A 22,140-nucleotide genomic window follows, 5' to 3' on the forward strand; every position below is an offset into this window, starting at 1 on the left:
CGGTGAATTTTTCCAATGTCAGTTGTGTCATGCAGTTTCTCCTGTGCCATATCTGCTTGGTTGGCAAGCCAGTAAGTCGGACATTGATGCCCGACCAATCATTTTCAGACGGCCTTTCAGGCTGCTTGGCCAGTTTGAGACCGTCTGAAAACGGGCTTTTTTGCGTTTAGGCGGTTACTTCGCGCAATTCCATCACGGTGCGGCGTTTGTGGCCGAGCAGCGCGTTAACATCGTTGGCTTTCGGTTTCACCAGCACAAACTTGCCGACGTGGTTTTCCCAATCGCCCAAGATGCGCTCGCCGATGCGGCTGTGGGTCAGCTCGACGTGGCGTTCGATCAGGCCGCGCAGGTGTTCCTGATGGGTGGGCAGATCGGTTATCTCCAAACCTTCGACCATTTCGGGGTTGATGCGGCCTTTGAATTTGCCGTCTACATCGAGCACGTAGGCGAAGCCGCCGGTCATGCCCGCGCCGAAGTTGATGCCGGTTTTGCCGAGAATGGCCACCACGCCGCCGGTCATGTATTCGCAGCCGTTGTCGCCGATGCCTTCCACCACCGCCAATGCGCCGGAGTTGCGCACGGCGAAGCGTTCGCCCGCGCGGCCGGAGGCGAAGAGTTCGCCGCCGGTGGCGCCGTAGAGGCAGGTGTTGCCGGCAATGGCGGCGTCTTCGGCTTTGAAGGCGACGCCGTTGTGCGGTTTGATCACGATGCGGCCGCCCGCCATGCCTTTGCCTACATAGTCGTTGGCATCGCCGGTGAGGTCGAGGTTCACGCCACCCGCGAGCCACACGCCGAGGCTTTGGCCGGCGGTGCCGTTGAGGCTGATGTTGAACTCTTGGCCCGTTTTGCCGCGGTTGCCGTGCGCTTGGGCGATGATGCCGGAGAGTGCGGCGCCGACACTGCGGTCGAGGTTGGAAATGTCGAAGCTCATGTCGGTGCCGCTGCCGTTTGCCAGCGCTTCTTGCGCTTCGCGCACAATCTCGGCGTTCAGACGGCCTTTATCGAACGGGGCGTTGTTTTGCGTGCAGTGGCGCGCGCTGCCGTCGGGCACTTTGGGCGAATACAGCAGTTTGCCCAAATCCAGCCCGCGCTGTTTGGCGGTTTTGCCTTCGATGATTTCCAAGAGTTCGGTGCGGCCGATCAGGTCGGTGAGTTTTTCCACGCCCAGTTCGGCGAGAATTTCGCGCACGTCTTGGGCGATAAAGCGGAAATAGTTCATCGCTTTTTCGGCATCGCCGTGGTAGTGCTTACCGCGCAGGGTGTCGTCTTGGGTGGCGATGCCGGTGGCGCAGTTGTTCAGGTGGCAGATGCGCAGGTAGCGGCAGCCGAGCGCCACCATCGGGCCGGTGCCGAAGCCGAAGCTTTCGGCGCCGAGAATGGCGGCTTTGATGATATCGAGGCCGGTTTTCAGGCCGCCGTCCACTTGCAGGCGCACTTTGTGGCGCAGGTTGTTTTCAACCAGAGCCTGTTGCGCTTCGGCCAAGCCCAATTCCCACGGCGAGCCGCAGTATTTCACGCTGGATAAGGGCGAGGCGCCGGTGCCGCCGTCGTAGCCGGCGATGGTAATCAGGTCGGCATAGGCTTTGGCCACGCCGGTGGCGATGGTGCCGACGCCGGGCAGCGACACGAGCTTCACCGAAATCAGCGCTTTGGGGTTGATTTGTTTGAGGTCGAAAATCAGCTGCGCCAAGTCTTCGATGGAATAAATATCGTGGTGCGGCGGCGGCGAAATCAGGGTGGAACCGGGCACGGCGTAGCGCAGTTGGGCGATATAAGGCGTTACTTTGTCGCCGGGCAGTTGGCCGCCCTCGCCGGGTTTCGCGCCTTGCGCCACTTTAATCTGAATCACGTCGGCGCTCATCAGATAAGCGGGGGTAACGCCGAAGCGGCCGGAAGCCACCTGTTTGATGCGCGACACTTTTTCGGTGCCGTAGCGTTTCGGGTCTTCACCGCCCTCGCCGGAGTTGGAATAGCCGCCCAAACGGTTCATGGCCACCGCCAGCGATTCGTGCGCTTCGGGGCTTAATGCGCCGATCGACATGGCGGCACTGTCGAAGCGTTTGAACAGATTTTCAGACGGCTCGACTTTGCTGATATCAATCGGCGTGCAGTTTTCGGTTTTCAGCCGCAGCATATCGCGGATGGTGGTTACCGGACGGTTGTTGACGGCATCGCGGTAGAGGCGGTATTTGGCGTAGTCGCCGCTGTTGACCGCCGCCTGAATGGTATTGACCACTTCGGGGTTGTAGGCGTGGTATTCGCCCTGCGGTTTGAATTTCAGCAGGCCGCCGGCGTCAACGCCTTGGCTGCGGCGCCACGCGCGTTTGCGGGTGGCGGAAATCTGCTCGTGCAAATCGGCGAACGATGCGCCTTCCACGCGGCTGGTGATGCCGGGGAAACACAAATCGACGATTTCTTGGTTCATGCCCACCAATTCGAACAGGCGCGCGCAGCGGTAGGACGATACGCAGGAAATGCCCATTTTCGACATGATTTTGTACAAACCTTTGTTGATGCCGTTGCGGAAATTGGCCATCACCACGCGCAGGGGTTTGGCAATCGCGCCGGCGTTCACCATCTGCGCCAAACTTTCATACGCCAGATACGGATAAACGGCGGTGGCGCCCAAGCCGATCAACACGGCGAAATGGTGCGGGTTGCGCGCTTCGGCGGTTTCCACAATGATGTTGGCGTCGCAGCGCAGATTGGCGGCCACCAAGCGGTTTTGAATCGCCCCCACCGCCAAGGCAGATGGAATCGGCTGGCGGTCTTGCGCGATATGCCTGTCTGAAACCACCAGCAGCACCGTGCCGTTGCGCACGGCTTCTTCGGCCTGGTTGCACAGGGCTTCGACGGCGGCTTTCAGGCCGCTGTCGGGGGAATAAGTGGCATCGAGCACGGTGTGTTTGTAATGCGCTTCGGGCAGGCGCAGCAGTTGCTGCATATCGGAATACAGCAGCACCGGCGATTTGAAGTTCACACGGTGGCTCATGCCTTCGGCTTCGAAAAACACGCTCATCTCGCGGCCGATGCTGGTGGCGAGGCTCATCACGTGCGCTTCGCGCAAGGGGTCGATCGGCGGGTTGGTCACTTGCGCGAAATATTGGCGGAAATAGTCGAAAATCAGGCGCGGACGCTCGGAGAGCACGGCAAACGGCGTATCGTCGCCCATCGAGCCGACGGCTTCCTGCCCGTCTTCGCCCAACACGCGCACGATGCTTTCCAGCTCTTCGCGGTCATAGAGAAACTGCTTCTGATACACGGCCAGCATATCGGCGTTCATCGCCGCTTCGCCGGCTTCGTTGTCGGGCAGCTGCTCGAACGGAATCAGGCGCTGCACGTTTTTATCCAGCCATTCGCGGTAAGGATGGCGGGCGCGCAATTCATTGTCGATTTCGGCCGAATGCAGCAGCTTGCCGTTTTTGGTGTCGATCACCAGCAATTGGCCGGGGCCGACGCGGCCTTTTTCCACCACTTCGTCGGGCGCGTAATCCCAAATGCCCACTTCGGAAGCAATGGTAATCAGGCGGTCTTGGGTAATCACATAACGCGCGGGGCGCAGGCCGTTGCGGTCGAGGTTGCAGGCGGCGTAACGGCCGTCTGAAAGCACGATGCCGGCCGGGCCGTCCCACGGCTCCATGTGCATGGAATTGAAGTCGTAGAAGGCGCGCAAATCGTCGTCCATATCGGGGTTTTGCTGCCAGGCGGGCGGCACCAACAGGCGCATGGCGCGGAATAAGTCCATGCCGCCGCACACAAACACTTCCAGCATATTATCGAGCGAGCTGGAGTCCGAACCACTTTCGTTGACAAACGGCGCGGCGGTCTGCAAATCGGGAATCAGCGGCGTGTGGTATTTATACGCCCGCGCCCGCGCCCACGCGCGGTTGCCGGAAATGGTGTTGATTTCGCCGTTGTGCGCCAGATAGCGGAAAGGCTGCGCCAATTTCCAGCGCGGCTGGGTATTGGTGGAAAAACGCTGGTGGAACAAACAGATGGCAGACTGCATGCGCAAATCGCCCAAATCGAGATAAAACTTGGGCAAGTCTTTGGGCATGCACAAACCTTTGTAAATCACGGTTTGGTTGGAAAAGCTGCAAATATAGAAATCGGGGTGATCGATGCGTTTTTCGATGCGGCGGCGGGTAACGAACAGGCGGCGCTGCAAATCCTGCGTGCGCCAGCCGGAAGGCGCGTTGATAAACACCTGTTTGATTTGCGGCATATCCGCCAAGGCAATCGAGCCGAGCACCGCCGGATTGGTCGGCACTTCGCGCCAAGCGGCCACGCCCAATGTTTCGCGGGTCAACTCTTCGTTGATGATGCCGATGCAACGCTGTGCTTCGGCATTGTCTTGCGGCAGGAAAATCTGCCCTACGGCAAACTTCTGCGCCAATGAAAAACCGGCCTCTTCTGCAACCGTGCGGAAAAAACTTTCCGGCATCTGAATCGACAAACCGCAGCCGTCGCCGGTTTTGCCGTCGGCCAGAATCGCGCCGCGGTGCTGCATGCGCGACAAACCCAAAATGGCGTTGCGGACGACTTTATGGCTCTGGACGCCGTCGATATTGGCAATCAAGCCGAAACCGCAGTTTTCTCGTTCTACTGTACGGTCGTATAACATAGTCATGGTTTTATTCCTGCATACTTAAAAAAGGTATGGTGATTGGTAGGATTTGTAAGAGGCGCGGCATACTGAAATCAGCAACACCGGCAAAGTTCGTTTCAATAGTAATTTTATTGAACGTGTCAAATTGTGAACAATTCCGTAAAATACGCAAATTGTGAACAATCGTCAAAGCTTTTTTTCGATTTTACACGTACAATTAAGCGGCAATTTGAAACCGCTTGTAGAAATTCATGATTTTTTCTATTTAGAAACAAATAAATATTGAAAACTTAGTCTTCCAAAAATTTCTCGGCACTTTGAATCACATCTAAAAAATCTCAAGCCACACTACATCCGGCTACATAATAAACAGCGATACAATAACGAAAAACCAAAAACATAGATAAATTAATTTTTAATAAACAAACAATTATAAAAATCCCTTTATTCCAAATATTTTTCCGGCGTGTTTCTGAAAAGATTGAATGACTTAATTTATTCAAAAATAAACAGTCGAACTGCATTTTTTATTACATACAATAAGCATCACTATAGGCATAAAAAGTAAAATGCCTGTCTGAAAACAAACTTGCGTGTTTTTTGGCGAAGCTAAAAGGTTTTCAGACAGGCAATATACCTTTGCAAAAAAATTTTTTATCCTGAATTTATTGATGTTCCGTCATACTTGGGCTTAATAAGCCATACGCCAAGCCACTTCGCCTCCCGCGCGCATCGGCACCAATTCGGCACCTTCGCCGAAAGGCACGCTCTCGGGTACGGCTTGGCTTTCCTTTTTCAGCGTGATGGTGCGGGTATTTTCCGGCAAACCATAGAAACGCGCACCATTTTGCGAAGCAAAGGCTTGCAGCTTATCCAGTGCGCCGGCTTTTTCGAATACTTCGGCATAAAGTTCAATGGCGGTGACGGCACTGAACATACCGGCGCAGCCGCAGGCGTTTTCTTTGGCATGTTTCGGGTGCGGCGCCGAATCGGTGCCCAAGAAGAACTTATGCGATTTATCGCCGGTAACAGCGGCCACTAGCGCGGCGCGGTGGCTTTCGCGTTTCAACACCGGCAGGCAATAATGATGCGGGCGTACGCCGCCCACCAGCAAATCATTGCGGTTGAGCAGCAAGTGCTGCGGGGTAACGGTCGCCGCCACATTATCACCGGCTTCGCACACCAAGCGGGCGGCATCGGCGGTGGTGATGTGTTCGAACACCACTTTCAATCCCGGTACTTTCTCCAGCACCGGTTTCATAATCCGCTCGATAAACACGGCTTCGCGGTCGAAAATATCGATGTCGGCATCGGTTACCTCGCCGTGCACCAAAAACAAGATGCCTTGTTTGGCCATTTCTTCCAATACCGGCAGCAATTTGAACAAATCGGTAACGCCGGAATCAGAATTGGTGGTGGCGCCGGCCGGATACAGTTTGAAAGCGACAATCCCCGCCGCTTTGGCCTCGCGCACTTGCTCGGGCGTGGTGAGATCAGTGAGATACAGCGCCATCAGCGGCTCGAAATCCAAACCGGGCGGCACCGCATCCAGAATCTGCTGTTTGTAGGCCAAAGCCTGCGCCACGGTGGTCACCGGCGGCTTCAAATTGGGCATAATCAAGGCACGTCCCATTTGGCGGGCGGTATAAGGTACCACCGCTTTGAGTGCTTCACCGTCACGCACATGCAGGTGGAAATCATCGGGCTGGATTAGGGTAAGGGTTTGCATATTGATTCCTTGATTATTTTTCAGACAGGCATTTATTTGTGTACCACAACCAACGTAAACACGCCGTTATCTTCGCCGGAATGTTGCAGAATATGGCCGGTTTGGCGGCAAAAAGCGGCGAAATCGTCGGGAGCGCCGGCATCGGTGGCCAATACGGTAAGCACATCGCCGCCCTGCAACTGGGCCAGCGCTTTTTTGGCGCGTAAAATCGGCAGCGGGCATTTCAGGCCGGTAACGTCTAAACTATGTTCGCTCATAAGCGGATTCCTGTTTCGGGGAATAGAAAACCGTTTGATTATAGCGCTTTTTGCCCCATGATTTAACCGGGGAAAATCCGGTAAAGTTTTATTCAAACTGATGCAGCCCGCACCAACAATGCTACAATGCCGTTATTTTTTCCGTCGATAGGAGCACTTTCCCATGCGCCGTTTATATTTGCTGCCACTGTTTTTGCTGGCCGGTTATGCCGCCGCTGAAAACTCCAGAACTCAAAAAGATACGCTGGTCAACACCCGTTATATCGAACGCAACGGATCAGAAGCCGATAAAGTATTCAAAGAAGCGGAAGTTCCGCTGCCCGCCCTGCCCGATGCCTCCGCCAACTGGTTTTCACTTTATGTTAACCGCGATTTTCCGCAACGCGCGCTGATTGATTTGGACAGCATTGCGCTCGCGCCCGACGGTACCATCCGCTATACCCTAAACTTACAATCAGCCAGCGGCATGGACAACCTGACCACCGAAGCACTCTATTGCGCATCCACTTCTTTTTCAATGAGCGACAAAGAAAAACGCTCATCTTATAAAGTTTACGGCTACGGCGATACCGTCAACAAACGCTGGGTGAAACCGCGCAATCCGCAATGGCAGCCTATCGGTGCCGTTCTTAATAATTCCGATCCGGTACGCACCGTACTCTACCGCAGCTTTTGCGAAGACGGTACGCCCGAAAGTCGCGAAAAATTGGTCGAACGCTTAAAAGAACGTGCCACCGCCCGCAGCAAGTGGACCAAATAAACATCCGCTTCAAATATTTCCTACGCCTGTTTATCCGTTTTCGGATACAGGCGTTTTTAATGGTTAACAAAAAACCTTTTTTCAAACAGCCCTCCTGTATAATGCCTGTCTGAAAAATTACCCGGACATTTCCAATGGAATCCGAAATTATCCTTCTACTTGTGGTCGGTTTTCTTGCCGGCCTGATGGATGCCGCCGTCGGCGGCGGCGGTTTGCTGCAGATTCCCGGGCTGTTCAGTCTGATGCCTTCCTCCACACCGGTGGCCACCGTGATGGGGGTCAACAAATTCGCTTCCTGCACCGGCACCACCATGGCCGGCTTTCAATTTGTCCGCAAAATCCGTGTCCCTTGGAAAATGCTGCTGCCGGCCGCGCTATTGGCTTTTGTCTTTTCCTATCTGGGGGCGCAGCTGGTGAGCTGGATTCCGGTGCGGTATATGAAACCGGCAATGCTGGTGATCATGGCGGGTATGTTCGTTTACACGTTTTTCAAAAAAAGCCTCGGCCAAACGGTTCGCGAACGGGCGCTCAGCCGGCGCGAATATTATCTCGGCCTGCTCAGCGGCGCACTGATCGGTTTGTACGACGGCATCTTCGGCCCGGGTACCGGCAGCTTCCTCACCTTCATCTTCGTGCGCTTTTTCGCTTTTGATTTTATGACCGCCACCGCTTCGGCCAAAATCATCAACATCACCACCAACCTGGCCGCATTGAGTTATTTCGTACCCAACGGCTACATTATCTGGGCATGGGCACTGCCTTTGGCCGCCGCCAATTTAATCGGCGGCATGGTCGGCGCAAACCTTGCCATACGCGGCGGCACCCGCTTTTTACGCTACGGATTCATGGCTTTGCTGGTGGTGTTAATCGGCAAATTCGGTTGGGACGTGTTCACAGGTTAAACGCCCGAATCATTTATCTATAACACAACAAAAAACCAATGCCTGTCTGAAAATCTTTTTCAGACAGGCATTTCCATCATCGGCATGCAAATTCGGTTAACCGTATTTTCTTAGCAATTTCAAAAATCTATCCAGCTCCGCTTCGTCATAGCCTTCCGGCAATACATGCTGGGTGAGCTGTTCTTCAATCAACTCGTTGGTCAGCCCGGTAATCGCTCCTTTGATCGCCGCCACCTGCTGCAAAATATCGATGCATGCCGTCTCGCCGCCGCTCACTGCTTTTTCCACCGAATTGAGTTGCCCTTGCAAACGTTTGATGCGGTTTAAGATTTTTTGATTGTTTTGTAAATGCGCCATGTAAGTTATCCTCTTGCAAAATACTCCCCAGGGGTATAACATACCCCATACCAGTATTCAGTATTTTAAAACGACATCGGTTTTTTGTCAGCCCGTTTTTAGGAAGTGTAGCCAGAATGCTTGTGAAGCGGTTTTTTGAGGAAAAATCCGCAGATGCAAGGCAAAAAGCACAGCAAGATTGAACATCTTGCGAACATTTTGAACGCCGCAGATGCGGATTTTAACCAAAAATACCGCCGCAACGCTTTTTGACTACACTCCCTAAAATCATAAAGGAAACATTTTATGTCCGCCCCGCACGATCACTCTCACCACCATCATAACCACACACCAAAAAACAAAACCATTCTGGCCGTCAGCTTCGCCATCATCAGCGCTTTTATGGTGGTGGAATTCCTCGGCGGTTGGTATTTCAAAAGCCTCGCCTTGCTGGCCGACGCCGCACACATGGCCAACGACAGCCTTTCGCTGCTGCTGGCTTTGCTGGCATTGTTTTTAAGCAAAAACAAGCAACGCTGGTTTGCCCTCTTAAACGGCTCTTCGCTATTGTTTGTGGCCGCTTATATTCTGTATGAAGCCATCCGGCGCTGGCACAATCCCTTGGAGATGATGGCTCTGCCCATGCTCGGCGTGGCAACGCTGGGTTTGTTGGTAAACATGTTCGTGGCTTGGCTGATGATGAAAGGCGATCAGGAAAACCTCAATGTAAAAGCTGCTTACCTGCACGTATTGGCCGATATGTTCGGCTCGATGGTGGCGATTGTGGCCGGTTTGAGCGCCTGGCTGCTCGGCTGGATGTGGGTGGACGTGGTTGCCAGTGCGGTTTTGAGTGTGTTTATCTTCAAAAGCGGCTGGAGCATCGTACGCCGTGCATTGGCGCAGCTGCGCGGGCATGATCACGATATGGTGCCTGAACACCATCACAGCCATCACCATTGATTAAGCCGATAACTTTGCAAAGAAAGATGCCTGTCTGAAAGCGTTTCAGACAGGCATCTTTCCAACAGAAAAACATCGGCAAGCACATTTATAGTATGATAAGCGCCCTGTTCCCCTTTTGATTTTTTCACCATGAACGCCAAATTCATCACCTTGGACGGCATAGACGGTGCCGGCAAATCCACCAACCTGGCCGTTATGCAAAACTGGTTCGAGCAACGCCGGCTGCCGGTACTGTTTACCCGCGAACCGGGCGGCACGCCGCTGGGCGAAGCCTTGCGCGAGATTTTGCTCAACCCCGCCACCCGCGCCGGCTTGCGCAGCGAAACCCTGATGATGTTTGCCGCCCGCTGCCAACACATCGAAGAAGTGATCGCACCTGCCTTGGCACGCGGCGTTCATGTGGTATCCGACCGTTTTACCGACGCCACTTTTGCCTACCAAGGCGGCGGTCGCGGCGTGCCGGCTGCCGACATCGCCACGCTGGAGCACTGGGTGCAAGGCGGTTTGCAGCCGGATTTGACCATCTTGCTGGATGTTCCCTTGGAAGTTTCCATGGCGCGTATTGCCGAAACCCGCGAAAAAGACCGCTTCGAGCAGGAAACCGCCGATTTTTTCACCCGCGTGCGCGAGGCTTACCTGCAACGTGCCGCCGCGGCACCCGAGCGCTACGCACTGATCGACAGCAACCGCGAACGCGCCGCCGTTTCCCTTTCCATCGAACACGCACTCGATACGCTGTTTGCCTGATTAAGCTATAATCCATGCCTGTCTGAAAACCGAAAACGCCCATGATTTACCACTGGCATCAGCCGCAATGGCGGCAAATCACCGCACACTGGCAAAACCAGCCCAACGCTTGGCTGTTTTCCGGCAAAGAGCACACCGGCAAAACCGCATTTGCCCGCCACTTGGCGCAAGCACTCTTGTGCGAAACCCCCGCTGCCGGGCACGAGCCCTGCGGCAGTTGTCCGTCCTGCCATCTGTTCCAACAAAACAGCCACCCAGATTTCTACCAACTCACGCCCGAAATCCCCGAAGAAGAAGGCAGCGGCCGCAAACTGTTGCAAATCAAAATCGATGCCGTACGCTCGGTTATCGAAAGCATACAGCTTACCTCCGTACGCGGCGGGCGGCGGGTTGTGTTGGTACATCCTGCCGAAAGCATGAATCTGCAAGCCGCCAACGGATTATTAAAGGTTTTGGAAGAGCCGCCCGCCGATGTCGAATTTCTACTGGTCAGCCACCAGCGCGACAAACTTTTGCCCACCATCAAAAGCCGTTGCCGCCAATTGGTACTGCCCGCCCCCTCGCCTGCCGAAGCATTGGCCTATCTGAAAGAGCGGGAAATAGACGATGCCGAATCGCTGCTGGCCTTTCACGCCGGTGCCCCCTTGTTCGAATCAGCTCCCGAACAAGACGAATACCGCGATTCACTCTTGCAATTATTGGGCCAGCCGCGCCTGCTCGCCATTCTCGATTACGCCGCCGATTTCGACCGCCAAAAATGGCCGCTCGCCCTGTTTCTCGATTGGCTGCACAAATGGCTCGCCGATGTCGGCCTTGCCCACCAGCAATTGGCACCGCTTTATTACCCATCGTACGCAGCCGCAAGTGCGCAAGTGGCGAAAAAAACCAATCCCGCCACACTGTTAGGCCTGATTGATACATTAAATCGGCTCAGCCCTTACGGCCGGCATACGCTCAATGTTAGAATGCAGGTCGAATATTTATTAACCGAATACCTCGGTTTCTGGCAAAACAAAGAACACGCCGGCTAGGTCGTGTAGTCAGAATGCTTGCGAAGCGGTTTTTTGAGGAAAAATCCGCAGATGCAAGGCAAAAAGCGCAGCAAGATTGGATATTTTGTGAGCATTTTTAACGCCGCAGGTGCGGATTTTAACCAAAAATACCGCCGCAACGCTTTCTGACTACACGACCCAAGCCCGGCATACTTGCTACACCATAACTTTACAGGAAAACCTCATGGACACCTCCAGCCTGCCCGGCCGCATGATGGCCTTGCAACTCAAAGACAAAACCTTGATTTATAACAGCTATATGCCTTTTCTTGAATTCGGCGGCTTATTCGTTCCCACCGATGATCCGTTCAAGCTCGGCGACGAAGTTTTACTGGCCATCGATTTCGAAGACCCTGCCGACAAAAAATTCCTGCGCACCAAAGTGGCTTGGATTAACCCCGCCCGTACCTCGGCCAACCGCCCCAAAGGGGTGGGCTTGGCATTTGGTTCCGATGAAATCAGCGCCGCGGCCCGCCACTTGATAGAAGCGGCCTTAAGCGGTGTGATGCGCAGCGAGCGTCCCACCTTTACCTTATAATCTCCGTACTTCCGCCACGGCGGAAAGATGACTCCCCAGCCGCTCGGATAATGAAGATATTCTCAATCTGAGCGGCTGTTTATTGGTTTTGATGATGGAACACATACAATTAATCGATTCACACTGCCATCTTAACTTCGAAGGACTTGCCAACCGCCTGCCAGAAGTGCTCGCCCATATGGCCGAACAACAGGTCAAACAAGCGCTGGCCATCAGCGTGAGCAAAAGCAGTTTTGCGGAAATCCTCTCCATCGCCGAACAATATCCGCAGATTTATGCCACCGTCGGCATTCATCCCGACGACCCCGATACCGAAGAATTTACCCTGCCGGAAATGCTCGCGCACGCACGCCACCCCAAAGTAGTCGGCATAGGCGAAACCGGATTGGATTACCACTGGTGCAGCGGCGACTTGGCTTGGCAGCAGCGCCGTTTCGCCCTGCACATCGAAGCGGCCAACCAAACCGCGCTGCCGCTGGTTGTGCACACCCGCGACGCCGCCGACGACACCATGGCCATGCTGCGCGAACAACAAGCGCATGCCGGCGTGATCCATTGTTTCACCGAAGATGTACGCGTTGCCAAACTCGCGCTGGATTTGGGCTTCTACATTTCGTTTTCCGGCATCGTTACCTTCAAAAACGCCCCGCTGATTCAGGAAGCCGCCCGTTATGTACCGATCGACAGGATGCTGGTGGAAACCGACGCCCCCTTCCTCGCGCCGGTACCTAAGCGCGGCAAACCCAACGAACCGGCTTATGTGCGCCACACCGCCGAATTTATCGCCCATTTGCGCGGCGATACGCTGGAAAACATCGCCGCCGCCACCACCGAAAATTTCTACCGCTTGTTCAACAAAGTACCGCGCCATCATGCCTAACCCCAGCACCAGCGGAGGCGAAATGCAACTTTTCCAACAAAAACTCAATGAGTTGGCCGAGCAAAACCTGTTGCGCCGCATCCGCAGCGTTCCCGCTTGCCGCCTCAATTGCAGCAGCAACGACTATTTAGGCCTGAGCCTCGACTATTCATTACAAGCCGAATTTTTGCAAAGTTTTTCAGACAGGCCTCTGCCTTTGTTCGGCAGCACTTCCTCGCGCTTGCTCTGCGGCGATTCCGAATACCACCAATCGCTGGAAAACATCTTGGCCGCCGCCTACCAACGCGCCGCTTTACTGCTTAACAGCGGCTATCATGCCAATATTGGCATCCTCCCCGCGCTGGCCGATCCGCGCACCCTGATATTGGCAGACAAACTGGTACACGCCAGCCTGATAGACGGTATCCGCCTGGCCGGCTGCGATTACCGCCGCTTCCGCCACAACGATATGATGCAGCTCGCCCGTCTGCTTGCCGAACACAGCGCTCATTACCGCCGCATCATCATCGTTAGCGAAAGCATTTTCAGCATGGACGGCGATTCCGCCCCCTTGGCCGAACTGGTCGCCTTAAAGCAGCAATACGGCAATGTTTGGCTCTATCTCGACGAAGCACACGCCATCGGCGTATACGGCGCTACCGGCCTAGGATTGGCGGAACAGCAAAACCTGCTGCCGCACATCGATTTCTTAGTCGGCACCTTCGGCAAAGCTGCCGCTTCCATCGGCGCTTACCTTATCTGCGACGAAGTCATCAAAGACTACCTCATCAACACCATGCGCCCGCTGATTTTCAGCACCGCACTGCCGCCTCTTAACATTGCTTGGTCGGAATTCATTTTCCGCCGCCTGCCGCAATGGCAGGACAAACGCCGCCACCTGGCCGGTATCTCGCAGCAGCTGCGCCAAGCCATCGCCGCCAAAGGGCTGCCTATGCCCAGCCAAAGCCATGTGGTTCCCTATATCACCGGCAGCAACGCCTCGGCGGAGCAACTGGCCGCGCAATTGCAGGCAGAAGGCTGCTACGCGTTAGCCATCCGCCCGCCTACCGTTCCCGCCAACACCGCCCGCCTGCGTTTTTCACTCACCGCCGCCATGACGGATGAAGAGATAGACTGGTTGATCAGCTTGCTATAGCGGATTAACTTAACTTTCGCTACGGCGTTGTTGCGCCTTGCCGTACTACTTGTACTGTCTGCGGCTTGCTGCCTTGTATCGAAAATTAATTAAATCCGCCATACCTTACTTAGAGCGTGAGTCATGATGCCTGTCTGAAAACAGAATCCATTGGTTTTCAGACAGGCATTCAAGTGAAACACTACGTAAATTTAATGCCAAAAGCATTCGATAGCCGCAAAAATACCCGGGCACGCCCGGGTATTTTCATGAAACAAACATTTAGAATGCTACGTAATTGGCCGGATTAACCGGTTTTCCGTTTTGACGTACCTCGAAATGCAATTGGGTACGGTCGGCATCGCTGTTACCCATGCGGGCAATGGTTTGGCCGCGTTTCACGGTTTGGCCCTCGCTGACCGATAAACTTTGGTTGTGGCCGTAAGCAGTCAGGAAGGTGCTGTTGTGTTGAATAATCACCAGATTGCCGTAGCCACGCAGACCAGCACCGGCATAAACCACTTTGCCATCGGCAGCAGCCACTACCGGCTGGCCGGCGGTGCCTGCGATATTGACACCCTTAGTTGCACTGCTAAATTGAGTGATGACATTACCGGCAGTCGGACGCTGCCAAGTAATGCCGGATACGGTACGTACACCGCCGGTGGCCACGCTGGGTGTATTGGCGGGAGTGGCGGCGGTATTCTGCGCAGGAGTGGCCGCCGTCGTCGGTACAGGTGCAGCGCTGCCTGCCGGTGCGGTGTAACCTGCCGGCTTCACGCGCAACACTTGGCCGACACCGATATTGTTTTCAGTTAAATTATTCCAAGCGCGCAAATCGTCTTGGCTGATATTGTAGCGTTTGGAGATGTTATAAACCGTATCGCCGCGGATAACGGTATGGGTGGCGGCGTTGATGTCTACCGGAGCATTAGAAGGTATGTAGCTGCCGCCGCCGGATACGGGAGCAGACGGTGTTGCGGCGGGCGGAGTGTACGGTGCGGGGGTGTTATTGACTACACTGTTGCCGCCGGAAGCCGGCTCATACGGAGTTGCACCGTAAGGATTATCGGCACCCGAAGCCGGTGAACTGCCATAGCTGCCTGCCGCGCCGGTGGTACCCGAAACAACGGGCGCTGCCGGTTGTTGGAACCATGAGCAGGCGCCCATCATCAGAATCAGTGCGGCCGAACCGGTACGAATTGCGGTTTTCTTCAACATTGCTCTTACCTTCATTTAGTTTGGTTTATCGTGAAACTGGCGCATATCATAAATCAAATCGCGCCCTGTTCTCAAGTTTATTCATGGTTTGGCCGGAATTTTTCGCTCAAAGGCCGCCAAAATCCGGCAACCTGTGCCATTTGTTCAAATCCTGTCAAATCGATTTGCAAGGGCGTAACAGTAATAAAGCCGGCCTCGCATTCAGCAAAGTCGGTGCCTTCTTCGCGGTCGGAAACATCGCCGGCCGGTCCTATCCAATACACTGCTTCGCCGCGCGGATTGCGTGCCGGCACAATACTTTGCACATGGTGGCGACGCCCTAAACGAGTGATTTTGCAACCTTGAATATCTTCGGGTGCTACCGCCGGAATATTCACATTCCATAAAATCGGCTGGCGGGGTGGTTCCTGTAATAAGTGCGACAGCATCAACCAGGCCGCACGTTCGGCGGTATCCCAATAGCGGCCGCTATAATCGTTTAATGAAAACGCCACTGCCGGAATACCCAGTAAAAAAGCTTCGGTTGCGGCGGCAACCGTACCGGAATACAAGGTATCGTCACCCATATTGGCACCGTGATTGATACCGGACAACACCAGATCGGGTTTGAACTCGGGCAGGGCATGCAGGCCTAAATGAATGCAGTCGGTAGGCGTACCGCTTACATAATAAAAACCGTTTTCCGCCTCACGGATACGCAGCGGGCGGTCTAAAGTCAGCGAATTGCTCACACCGCTGCGGTCGCGCTCGGGCGCTACCACCCGTACATTGGCAAATTCGCCGGCCACCCGCGCCAGTATGGAAATTCCTTGCGCCAAATAACCGTCGTCGTTACAAATCAAAATATTCATATCGCCTGCTTTTGCTGCTGGTAAAAACAGCCGTCATTGTACGGTTTGGCCGCATCGCTGTCTATTTTCAGACAGGCATGACGCTTTTGGAAACTTTAAAATAGCCGAACAAAAACCCCGCTGTTGAGCGGGGTTTTATCATATTTAAAATCAATATTACTGGCTGGCCTTTAATTGTTGCCACAAACGGGTTTGCAGTTTGATGGCTTCCGGCGGTTTTGGCAGCACCACGAAGCTGTTGGCTTTCACCTCGTCGCTCGGGAAGATAGAAGGATCGTCGGCATAAGATTTATCCATCAATGCATGCGCCGGTTTGCTGGCCGGGGCGTAAGTAACGAAATTACCGTTTTGCGCCGCCACTTTCGGATCCAGCGTATAGTTGATGTATTTGTGCGCATTGGCGACGTTGGCGGCATCTTTCGGAATCATAAACGAATCGATCCAGATGCCTACACCTGTTTTGGGCGTTAATACTTCGATGTTCACACCGTTTTTCGCTTCGACCGCACGTTTTTTAGCGATGTTCAAATCGCCGCCGTAACCGATGGCGATACACAAATCACCGCGTGCCATATCATCGATATAACCTGAAGAGCTGAAACGCTTCACATCGCGGCGTACTTTCTTCAACGTATCGTTGGCCGCCTGCAAATCTTCGGCTTTATCACTGTTCGGGTCTTTACCCATGTATTTCAACACCAAAGGATATTGTTCGGTGGGGCTGTCGAAGAAGCTGATGCCGCAGGATTTCAGTTTTTGGGTATATTCGGGATTAAACACCAAATCCCAAGCGTTTTCCGGCAGCTGATCGGTGCCCAGCGCTTTGGCCACCTGATCTTTATTGATGCCGATGGTATTGATGCCCCAGAAGTACGGTACGGCGTATTGGTTGCCCGGATCAACCTGATCCATCAGCTTCAGCAAATCGGGATCGATGTCTTTGTAGTTCGGAATCAGGTTTTTATCCACCGGCTGGTAAGCGCCGGCTTTGATTTGGCGGGCGACGTTGGCAATAGAGGGCGCCACCAAGTCGTAGCCGGATTTGCCGGTTAATACTTTGGCTTCCAGCGTTTCGTTGCTGTCGTAATTATCGTAGCGGACATCGATTTTATTTTCTTTCTTAAACGCATCCAGCGTAGCCGGATCTACATAATCCGACCAGATATAAATATTCAGTTTATCGGTAGCCGGCAAGTTTGCGGAAGCCTGGGTTTGGGCACCGGAAGCAGGTGCGCTGGCCGTCTCTTTTTTATCGGCAGCCTGATTATTCGAGCCGCCGCAGGCAGCCAAAAACAAGGTAGTTAATGCAGAAACCAACAGTGTTTTTTTCATCCGTGTATCCTTAAAAAAATTCAAGAAAAATATCCAACGTCAGACTTTGGCATAACGCCGCTTGCCGATACGCTGCTAATTAAACGGCAAAAACCTTGCCGATGCAAGCATTTATTTCACACAATCCCTACATTTATTAACATGTGATAAACAGAGGAGCCTCACCGCCGCAGCCGAATCTTTTCAGACAGGCATATATATGGGAAAATCACCCCCATTCGAATCATTATCTCAAGGGCGAAATATGCTGGACAGAGAAGGATATCGCCCCAACGTAGGCATTATCCTAACCAACGATAAAAACCAGGTTTTCTGGGGCAAACGGGTGCGCGAACACTCGTGGCAGTTTCCGCAAGGCGGCATCAAGCCCGGGGAAAGCCCTGAAACCGCGATGTACCGCGAGCTGCTGGAAGAAGTGGGCCTGTTGCCGCACCACGTTAAGATTTTGGGACGCACGCGCGACTGGCTGCGCTACGACGTACCCGCTCATTGGGTACGCCGCGAATGGCGCGGTTCTTACCGCGGGCAAAAGCAGATCTGGTATCTGCTGCGCCTGACCGGCCGCGAAAGCGACGTTCATCTGCGCGCTACCAGCCATCCGGAATTCGACGGCTGGCGTTGGCACCAATATTGGGCGCCGATAGACGAAGTCATCGACTTCAAACGCGGCGTATACGAAGGCGCGTTAAGCGAACTTTCCCGCTTCCTGCGCGGTTTGGAGACGCTGGAAGAATTCAACCGGCGGCAATTGGAAGTGAAGTAATTTTTTGGATAGGATCAACCAAACACCTTGCGGCTTCAATGGCGGCAAGGTGTTTTTGTTTTTTCAGACAGGCATCTTTAATTTGCTGTTTGTTCTTCCCGTTTGGGTTTTGCATAACCCAATTCGTTCAAAATCGCTTGGGTCATGGCATTAATCAATATCAACAAAAACATCCAGTAAAACAGCAATAAGGTGGGAAACTTGATATAAGGCGTACTTTTTGCGCCTAAATTCGAGCACCAAAAAGACATCGCCCGTGTCGGACAATCGGTGCTGTGCATCGGTACCACAAAAACAAACCACATCCAGCCAAAGATAAATAAAGCAGATACCCCTATCTGAAGCAGCAGGCTGAATCCGTGAACGGCAAACCCTTCTGTTTTCTTCATTTCAAAAAAAGGGGCGTAAATAAACTTCCTGCCGAATATTAAGGAATATGCCGTTATGATTAAAATTTGCAGCCTATATAGGCTAATACCGGATATTACTGACACCTCAGTTTGAATAATTAATTCATAGGGTACCGTTTTATGGCTCTCAATATGTTGAATAACGGAATCAACAAAAACTCTCTCTGATAAATCCAACTTATGATGCCTATTTAGCAGGTATGTCCTTAAAATATCCGGTTCTGATGATGTATAACCGATATAAATATCACGTAAGACTTGCTCAAAGCTCAGATAAGAACCAATATGAACCAACTCCCAATATTTCTTAAAAAACAAAACAATAGCGAAAATAACAACCACTACAAGTATAGCGGATTTAATTAATTTTCGATACAAGGCAGCAAGCCGCAGACAGTACAAGTAGTACGGCAAGGCGCAGCAACGCCGTAGCGAAAGTTAAGTTAATCTGCTATACACTACCCAGCACTCAAAACACAATATACTGCCCGCCATCAATCGGCTTGCCTTTATTCAACGGCTTGTTGTGTTTTTTCCGCCATTTGATTTCAAAATAATAAATCAATATCACGATTGCAATAAATACAAACGAAAACACCGTAATCCCCTATAAATTTTGGCGGCTTACCATCCACGAAGCCGCCTTCTTGTGCTGTTTTCTTTAACTTGTTCAGCTTTTTCAGACAGGCATTCCCCGAAGTATGCCTGTCTGAAACCATCAACTCAAATCCAAACACAGATATTTCAGTTCCAGATATTCGTCCGCACCGTATTTGCTGCCCTCGCGCCCCAAACCGCTCATTTTGATGCCGCCGAACGGCGCGACTTCGTTGCTGATCAAGCCGGTGTTGATGCCGACCATGCCGTATTCCAGCGCTTCGCCCACCCGCCACTGGCGCGCGGTATCACGGGTGAACAAATAGCTGGCCAAACCGAATTCGGTGTGATTGGCGGCGGCGATGGCTTCCTCTTCGCTGTCGAACCGAAACACCGGGCACAACGGTCCGAAAGTTTCCTCACGGGCCACCGCCATGTCGGCGGTAACGTCGCGCAAAACGGTCGGCTCGAAGAAAGTACCGCCCAAACTGCTGCGTTTGCCGCCGGCCAAACATACCGCGCCTTTAGCCAACGCGTCGGCGATGTGTTCTTCCACTTTCTCTACCGCTTTTTCCTCAATCAGCGGGCCTTGGTTCACGCCTTCTTCCAAACCGTTGCCCAGTTTGAACGCCGCCACTTTTTCCGCCAAGCGGCGGCAGAATTCGTCGTAAATGCCTGTCTGAACGTATACGCGGTTGGTGCACACGCAGGTTTGGCCGCTGTTGCGGAATTTGCTGGCCAGCACGCCGTCCACCGCTTTGTCCAAATCGGCATCGTCAAACACCAGAAACGGCGCATTACCGCCCAATTCCAAGCTGAGCTTTTTGATCTGATCGGCGCTGTTGGCAAAAATCTTCGCGCCGACTTCGGTGGAACCGGTAAAGCTGATTTTGCGTACGGTCTCGTTGCGGGCGAACACGTTGCTGATTTCCGAAGCGCTGCCGTTAACGATCACAAATAAATCTTCCGGTATGCCCGCCTGATAAGCCAGTGTGGCTTGTGCATAAGCCGACAGCGGAGTGAGCGTGGCCGGTTTCACCAGCATCGCGCAGCCCACCGCCAGCGCGGGCGCGGCTTTGCGGGTAATCATCGCTGCGGGAAAATTCCACGGCGTAATCGCGGCGGTTACCCCGATCGGCTGTTTGATCACCATCAGTTTTTGGTTCGGCTTCACGCTGGTGAGGATGTCGCCGTCGATGCGGCGGGCTTCTTCGGCAAACCAACGGATGAAACTGGCGGCATAATCGATTTCTCCGCGCGATTCGGTGAGGCTTTTGCCCTGCTCCATCGTCATCAGCCGCGCCAGGTTTTCTTTATTGTCTTTCAACAATTGATACCAGCGCCACAATACATCGGCACGCTCCAGTGCGGTTTTGGCCGCCCAGTCTTTCTGTGCGGCGGCGGCGCGTTTGATTAACGCGTTCAAAGCCGCTGCATCGGTTTTTTTCACATAAGCCAGCGTTTCGCCGGTGGCCGGATTGGTAACTTCGATACCGTCGGCCAAGGCGCTGAAGCTGACATCGGGATGTTGCAATAAAGATTTGATGTTTTCCATCTGGACTTCCTCCGACCGCAAGGGCGGTAAAAAAGCAGAAGAACGATTGCCCGTCTGCCTAATGAATATAAGGGTTTAACCGCGCGCTTTTTCCAGCGCCGCTTTCAATTTTGCCAACGCCTTATCAAAGGTTTCATCTTCGATGGTGAGCGGATAAAGGAAACGGATGACATTGCCGTGCGCACCGCAGGTGAGCAGCAGTAGATTATCTGCCATCGCCGCCTGTTGTACTTTGGCGGCGAATGCGGCGTTCGGATGCTCGTCGTCACCGAATTCAATCGCAATCATCGAACCCAAACCGCGGATTTCGGTAATTTCCGCGATATTCCATTCTTTCAGACAGGCCTTTAATTTATCGCCCAAAGCTTGCGAGCGTTCGCACAGTTTCTCTTCTTCGATAACGTCCAACACCGCATGGGCCGCCGCGATGCCTAAAGGATTGCCGGCATAAGTGCCGCCCAGCCCGCCTTTGCGCGGTGCGTCCATGATTTCGGCGCGGCCGGAAACACCGCTTAACACAAAACCGCCGGCCAAGCTTTTGGCCATGGTGATGATATCGGGTTGAACGTCGTAATGTTCCATGGCGAACAATTTGCCGGTACGGGAAAAGCCTGCCTGAACTTCGTCGGCAATCATCACGATGCCGTATTCGTCGCAAATCTCGCGCACGGCGCGCATGAATTCGGGCGGGCAAACGTTAAAACCACCCTCGCCCTGTACCGGCTCAAGAATAATCGCCGCGACGTCTTGCGGCGCAATATCGCTTTTGAAAATACGCTTGATACTTTTTACCGCATCGGCCACGCTAATGTGCTGGGTTTCGGCCGGAAACAGGCCGTGGTACACGCCGGCCGGCATCGCGCCGAAATCGGCCTGATACGGCAATACCTTGCCGGTAAGCGCCAAGGTCATCATAGTACGGCCATGGAAAGCGCCGCCGAAAGCGATGATACCGTTACGTTTGGTATAAGCGCGGGCGATTTTGACGGCGTTTTCCACCGCTTCGGCACCGCTGGAAAAGAACTGGCTTTTCACTTTGCCCGCCACCGGCACCAATTTATTGATGCGTTCGGCCAATTCGATATAGCTTTGATAAGGCACCACTTGAAACGCAGTGTGGGTGAATTTTTCCAGTTGCGCCGCCACCGCAGCCGTTACCTTGGGATGACGGTGCCCGGTGTTCAATACGCCGATGCCGCCGGCAAAATCGATAAATTCGCGGCCGTCGGTGGTTTTGATGATTGCGTTTTCGGCACTCTCGGCAAACCAATCGCACATCACGCTGGCGCCGTTGGGAATCGCATCGTGCATTCTTGCTAACCAATCACTCATTTTTCATCCTTTTCTCATACTTTTTCGACATTTACGCCCCGATGACTGCTTTTGCATGCTTAATGATAAGCCTTTAAAAATAATCAAAAATTATCAAAATGGGCGTTTAGATAGTAAGATTACGGCCCGTGTTTGTCAATCTGAGACCTTTGCAAAACCCACAGATGTGGATGCAGTTCAAGGCGTAGCAGC

General features: G+C 53.3%; 19 protein-coding genes. 9 read left to right on the forward strand and 10 right to left on the reverse strand.

The features are described 5' to 3' along the window. Positions 1 to 166: 166 nt before the first annotated feature. The 3 genes from gltB to Q4C79_RS10020 all read right to left on the reverse strand — a co-directional run bounded on the left by gltB (position 167) and on the right by Q4C79_RS10020 (position 6,595). Entirely contained in the window at positions 167 to 4,630 is a 4,464-nt protein-coding gene (gene gltB / locus Q4C79_RS10010) for a glutamate synthase large subunit (protein WP_303090876.1), read from the reverse strand. Between the two features lie 670 nt (positions 4,631 to 5,300). Beyond that, a complete protein-coding gene (gene pyrC, locus Q4C79_RS10015) occupies positions 5,301 to 6,338 on the reverse strand; it encodes a dihydroorotase (RefSeq protein WP_303090877.1) in 1,038 nt (345 codons plus the stop codon). Between the two features lie 32 nt (positions 6,339 to 6,370). Then, positions 6,371 to 6,595 carry a sulfurtransferase TusA family protein gene (locus Q4C79_RS10020; protein WP_303090878.1) on the reverse strand — a complete coding sequence of 75 codons (225 nt, stop codon included), beginning with the start codon at positions 6,593 to 6,595 and terminating at the stop codon, positions 6,371 to 6,373. 163 nt (positions 6,596 to 6,758) lie between these two features. Between Q4C79_RS10020 and Q4C79_RS10025 the strand changes: the two genes are divergently transcribed. Both Q4C79_RS10025 and Q4C79_RS10030 read left to right on the forward strand, forming a co-directional pair. Next, on the forward strand, positions 6,759 to 7,355 hold the full coding sequence (locus tag Q4C79_RS10025; RefSeq protein ID WP_303090879.1) for a CNP1-like family protein: 597 nt from the start codon (positions 6,759 to 6,761) through the stop codon (positions 7,353 to 7,355). A gap of 134 nt (positions 7,356 to 7,489) precedes the next feature. Continuing rightward, the gene (locus Q4C79_RS10030) at positions 7,490 to 8,257 is read left to right on the forward strand and encodes a TSUP family transporter (RefSeq protein ID WP_303090880.1); all 768 of its coding nucleotides are present in this window, start codon (positions 7,490 to 7,492) and stop codon (positions 8,255 to 8,257) included. A gap of 96 nt (positions 8,258 to 8,353) precedes the next feature. Here Q4C79_RS10030 and Q4C79_RS10035 read toward each other — a convergent pair whose 3' ends face one another. After that, positions 8,354 to 8,614 (reverse strand): metal/formaldehyde-sensitive transcriptional repressor, encoded by a 261-nt coding sequence (locus Q4C79_RS10035; RefSeq protein ID WP_303090881.1) that lies wholly within the window; start codon positions 8,612 to 8,614, stop codon positions 8,354 to 8,356. A gap of 285 nt (positions 8,615 to 8,899) precedes the next feature. Between Q4C79_RS10035 and Q4C79_RS10040 the strand changes: the two genes are divergently transcribed. The 6 genes from Q4C79_RS10040 (at position 8,900) to Q4C79_RS10065 (ending at position 13,908) form a co-directional block, all read left to right on the forward strand. Then, on the forward strand, positions 8,900 to 9,553 hold the full coding sequence (locus Q4C79_RS10040) for a cation diffusion facilitator family transporter (protein ID WP_303090882.1): 654 nt from the start codon (positions 8,900 to 8,902) through the stop codon (positions 9,551 to 9,553). A 132-nt stretch (positions 9,554 to 9,685) separates the two neighbouring features. Then, the gene (gene tmk, locus Q4C79_RS10045; protein WP_303090883.1) at positions 9,686 to 10,303 is read left to right on the forward strand and encodes a dTMP kinase; all 618 of its coding nucleotides are present in this window, start codon (positions 9,686 to 9,688) and stop codon (positions 10,301 to 10,303) included. 41 nt (positions 10,304 to 10,344) lie between these two features. Further along, a complete protein-coding gene (locus Q4C79_RS10050) occupies positions 10,345 to 11,334 on the forward strand; it encodes a DNA polymerase III subunit delta' (protein ID WP_303090884.1) in 990 nt (329 codons plus the stop codon). Between the two features lie 205 nt (positions 11,335 to 11,539). Then, the gene (locus Q4C79_RS10055) at positions 11,540 to 11,893 is read left to right on the forward strand and encodes a PilZ domain-containing protein (RefSeq protein WP_303090885.1); all 354 of its coding nucleotides are present in this window, start codon (positions 11,540 to 11,542) and stop codon (positions 11,891 to 11,893) included. 103 nt (positions 11,894 to 11,996) lie between these two features. After that, positions 11,997 to 12,773: a TatD family hydrolase gene (locus Q4C79_RS10060; RefSeq protein WP_303090893.1), complete on the forward strand. Its 777-nt coding sequence runs from the start codon at positions 11,997 to 11,999 to the stop codon at positions 12,771 to 12,773. A gap of 22 nt (positions 12,774 to 12,795) precedes the next feature. Continuing rightward, positions 12,796 to 13,908 (forward strand): 8-amino-7-oxononanoate synthase, encoded by a 1,113-nt coding sequence (locus Q4C79_RS10065; protein WP_303090894.1) that lies wholly within the window; start codon positions 12,796 to 12,798, stop codon positions 13,906 to 13,908. A gap of 261 nt (positions 13,909 to 14,169) precedes the next feature. On the opposite strand, the gene Q4C79_RS10070 is transcribed toward Q4C79_RS10065, so the two are convergent. The 3 genes from Q4C79_RS10070 to Q4C79_RS10080 form a co-directional block, all read right to left on the reverse strand. Continuing rightward, complete coding sequence (locus Q4C79_RS10070) at positions 14,170 to 15,108, reverse strand: peptidoglycan DD-metalloendopeptidase family protein (protein WP_303090886.1); 939 nt, start codon at positions 15,106 to 15,108, stop codon at positions 14,170 to 14,172. Positions 15,109 to 15,185: 77 nt separating this feature from the next. Beyond that, a complete protein-coding gene (gene surE / locus Q4C79_RS10075; RefSeq protein WP_303090887.1) occupies positions 15,186 to 15,959 on the reverse strand; it encodes a 5'/3'-nucleotidase SurE in 774 nt (257 codons plus the stop codon). Positions 15,960 to 16,115: 156 nt separating this feature from the next. Continuing rightward, the gene (locus Q4C79_RS10080; RefSeq protein WP_303090888.1) at positions 16,116 to 17,291 is read right to left on the reverse strand and encodes a polyamine ABC transporter substrate-binding protein; all 1,176 of its coding nucleotides are present in this window, start codon (positions 17,289 to 17,291) and stop codon (positions 16,116 to 16,118) included. A gap of 244 nt (positions 17,292 to 17,535) precedes the next feature. On the opposite strand from Q4C79_RS10080, the gene Q4C79_RS10085 reads away from it, so the two are divergent. Beyond that, a complete protein-coding gene (locus tag Q4C79_RS10085) occupies positions 17,536 to 18,054 on the forward strand; it encodes an RNA pyrophosphohydrolase (RefSeq protein ID WP_303090889.1) in 519 nt (172 codons plus the stop codon). 77 nt (positions 18,055 to 18,131) lie between these two features. On the opposite strand, the gene Q4C79_RS10090 is transcribed toward Q4C79_RS10085, so the two are convergent. The 3 genes from Q4C79_RS10090 to gabT form a co-directional block, all read right to left on the reverse strand. Further along, positions 18,132 to 18,878, reverse strand: a complete 747-nt coding sequence (locus Q4C79_RS10090) for a hypothetical protein (RefSeq protein ID WP_303090890.1) — start codon at positions 18,876 to 18,878, stop codon at positions 18,132 to 18,134. Between the two features lie 304 nt (positions 18,879 to 19,182). Beyond that, positions 19,183 to 20,616 (reverse strand): NAD-dependent succinate-semialdehyde dehydrogenase, encoded by a 1,434-nt coding sequence (locus Q4C79_RS10095; protein WP_303090891.1) that lies wholly within the window; start codon positions 20,614 to 20,616, stop codon positions 19,183 to 19,185. A 75-nt stretch (positions 20,617 to 20,691) separates the two neighbouring features. Beyond that, entirely contained in the window at positions 20,692 to 21,948 is a 1,257-nt protein-coding gene (gene gabT / locus Q4C79_RS10100) for a 4-aminobutyrate--2-oxoglutarate transaminase (protein ID WP_303090892.1), read from the reverse strand. Between the last annotated feature and the right edge of the window lie 192 nt (positions 21,949 to 22,140).

Source organism: Neisseria sp. (assembly GCF_030523955.1).
Classification (GTDB): domain Bacteria; phylum Pseudomonadota; class Gammaproteobacteria; order Burkholderiales; family Neisseriaceae; genus Neisseria.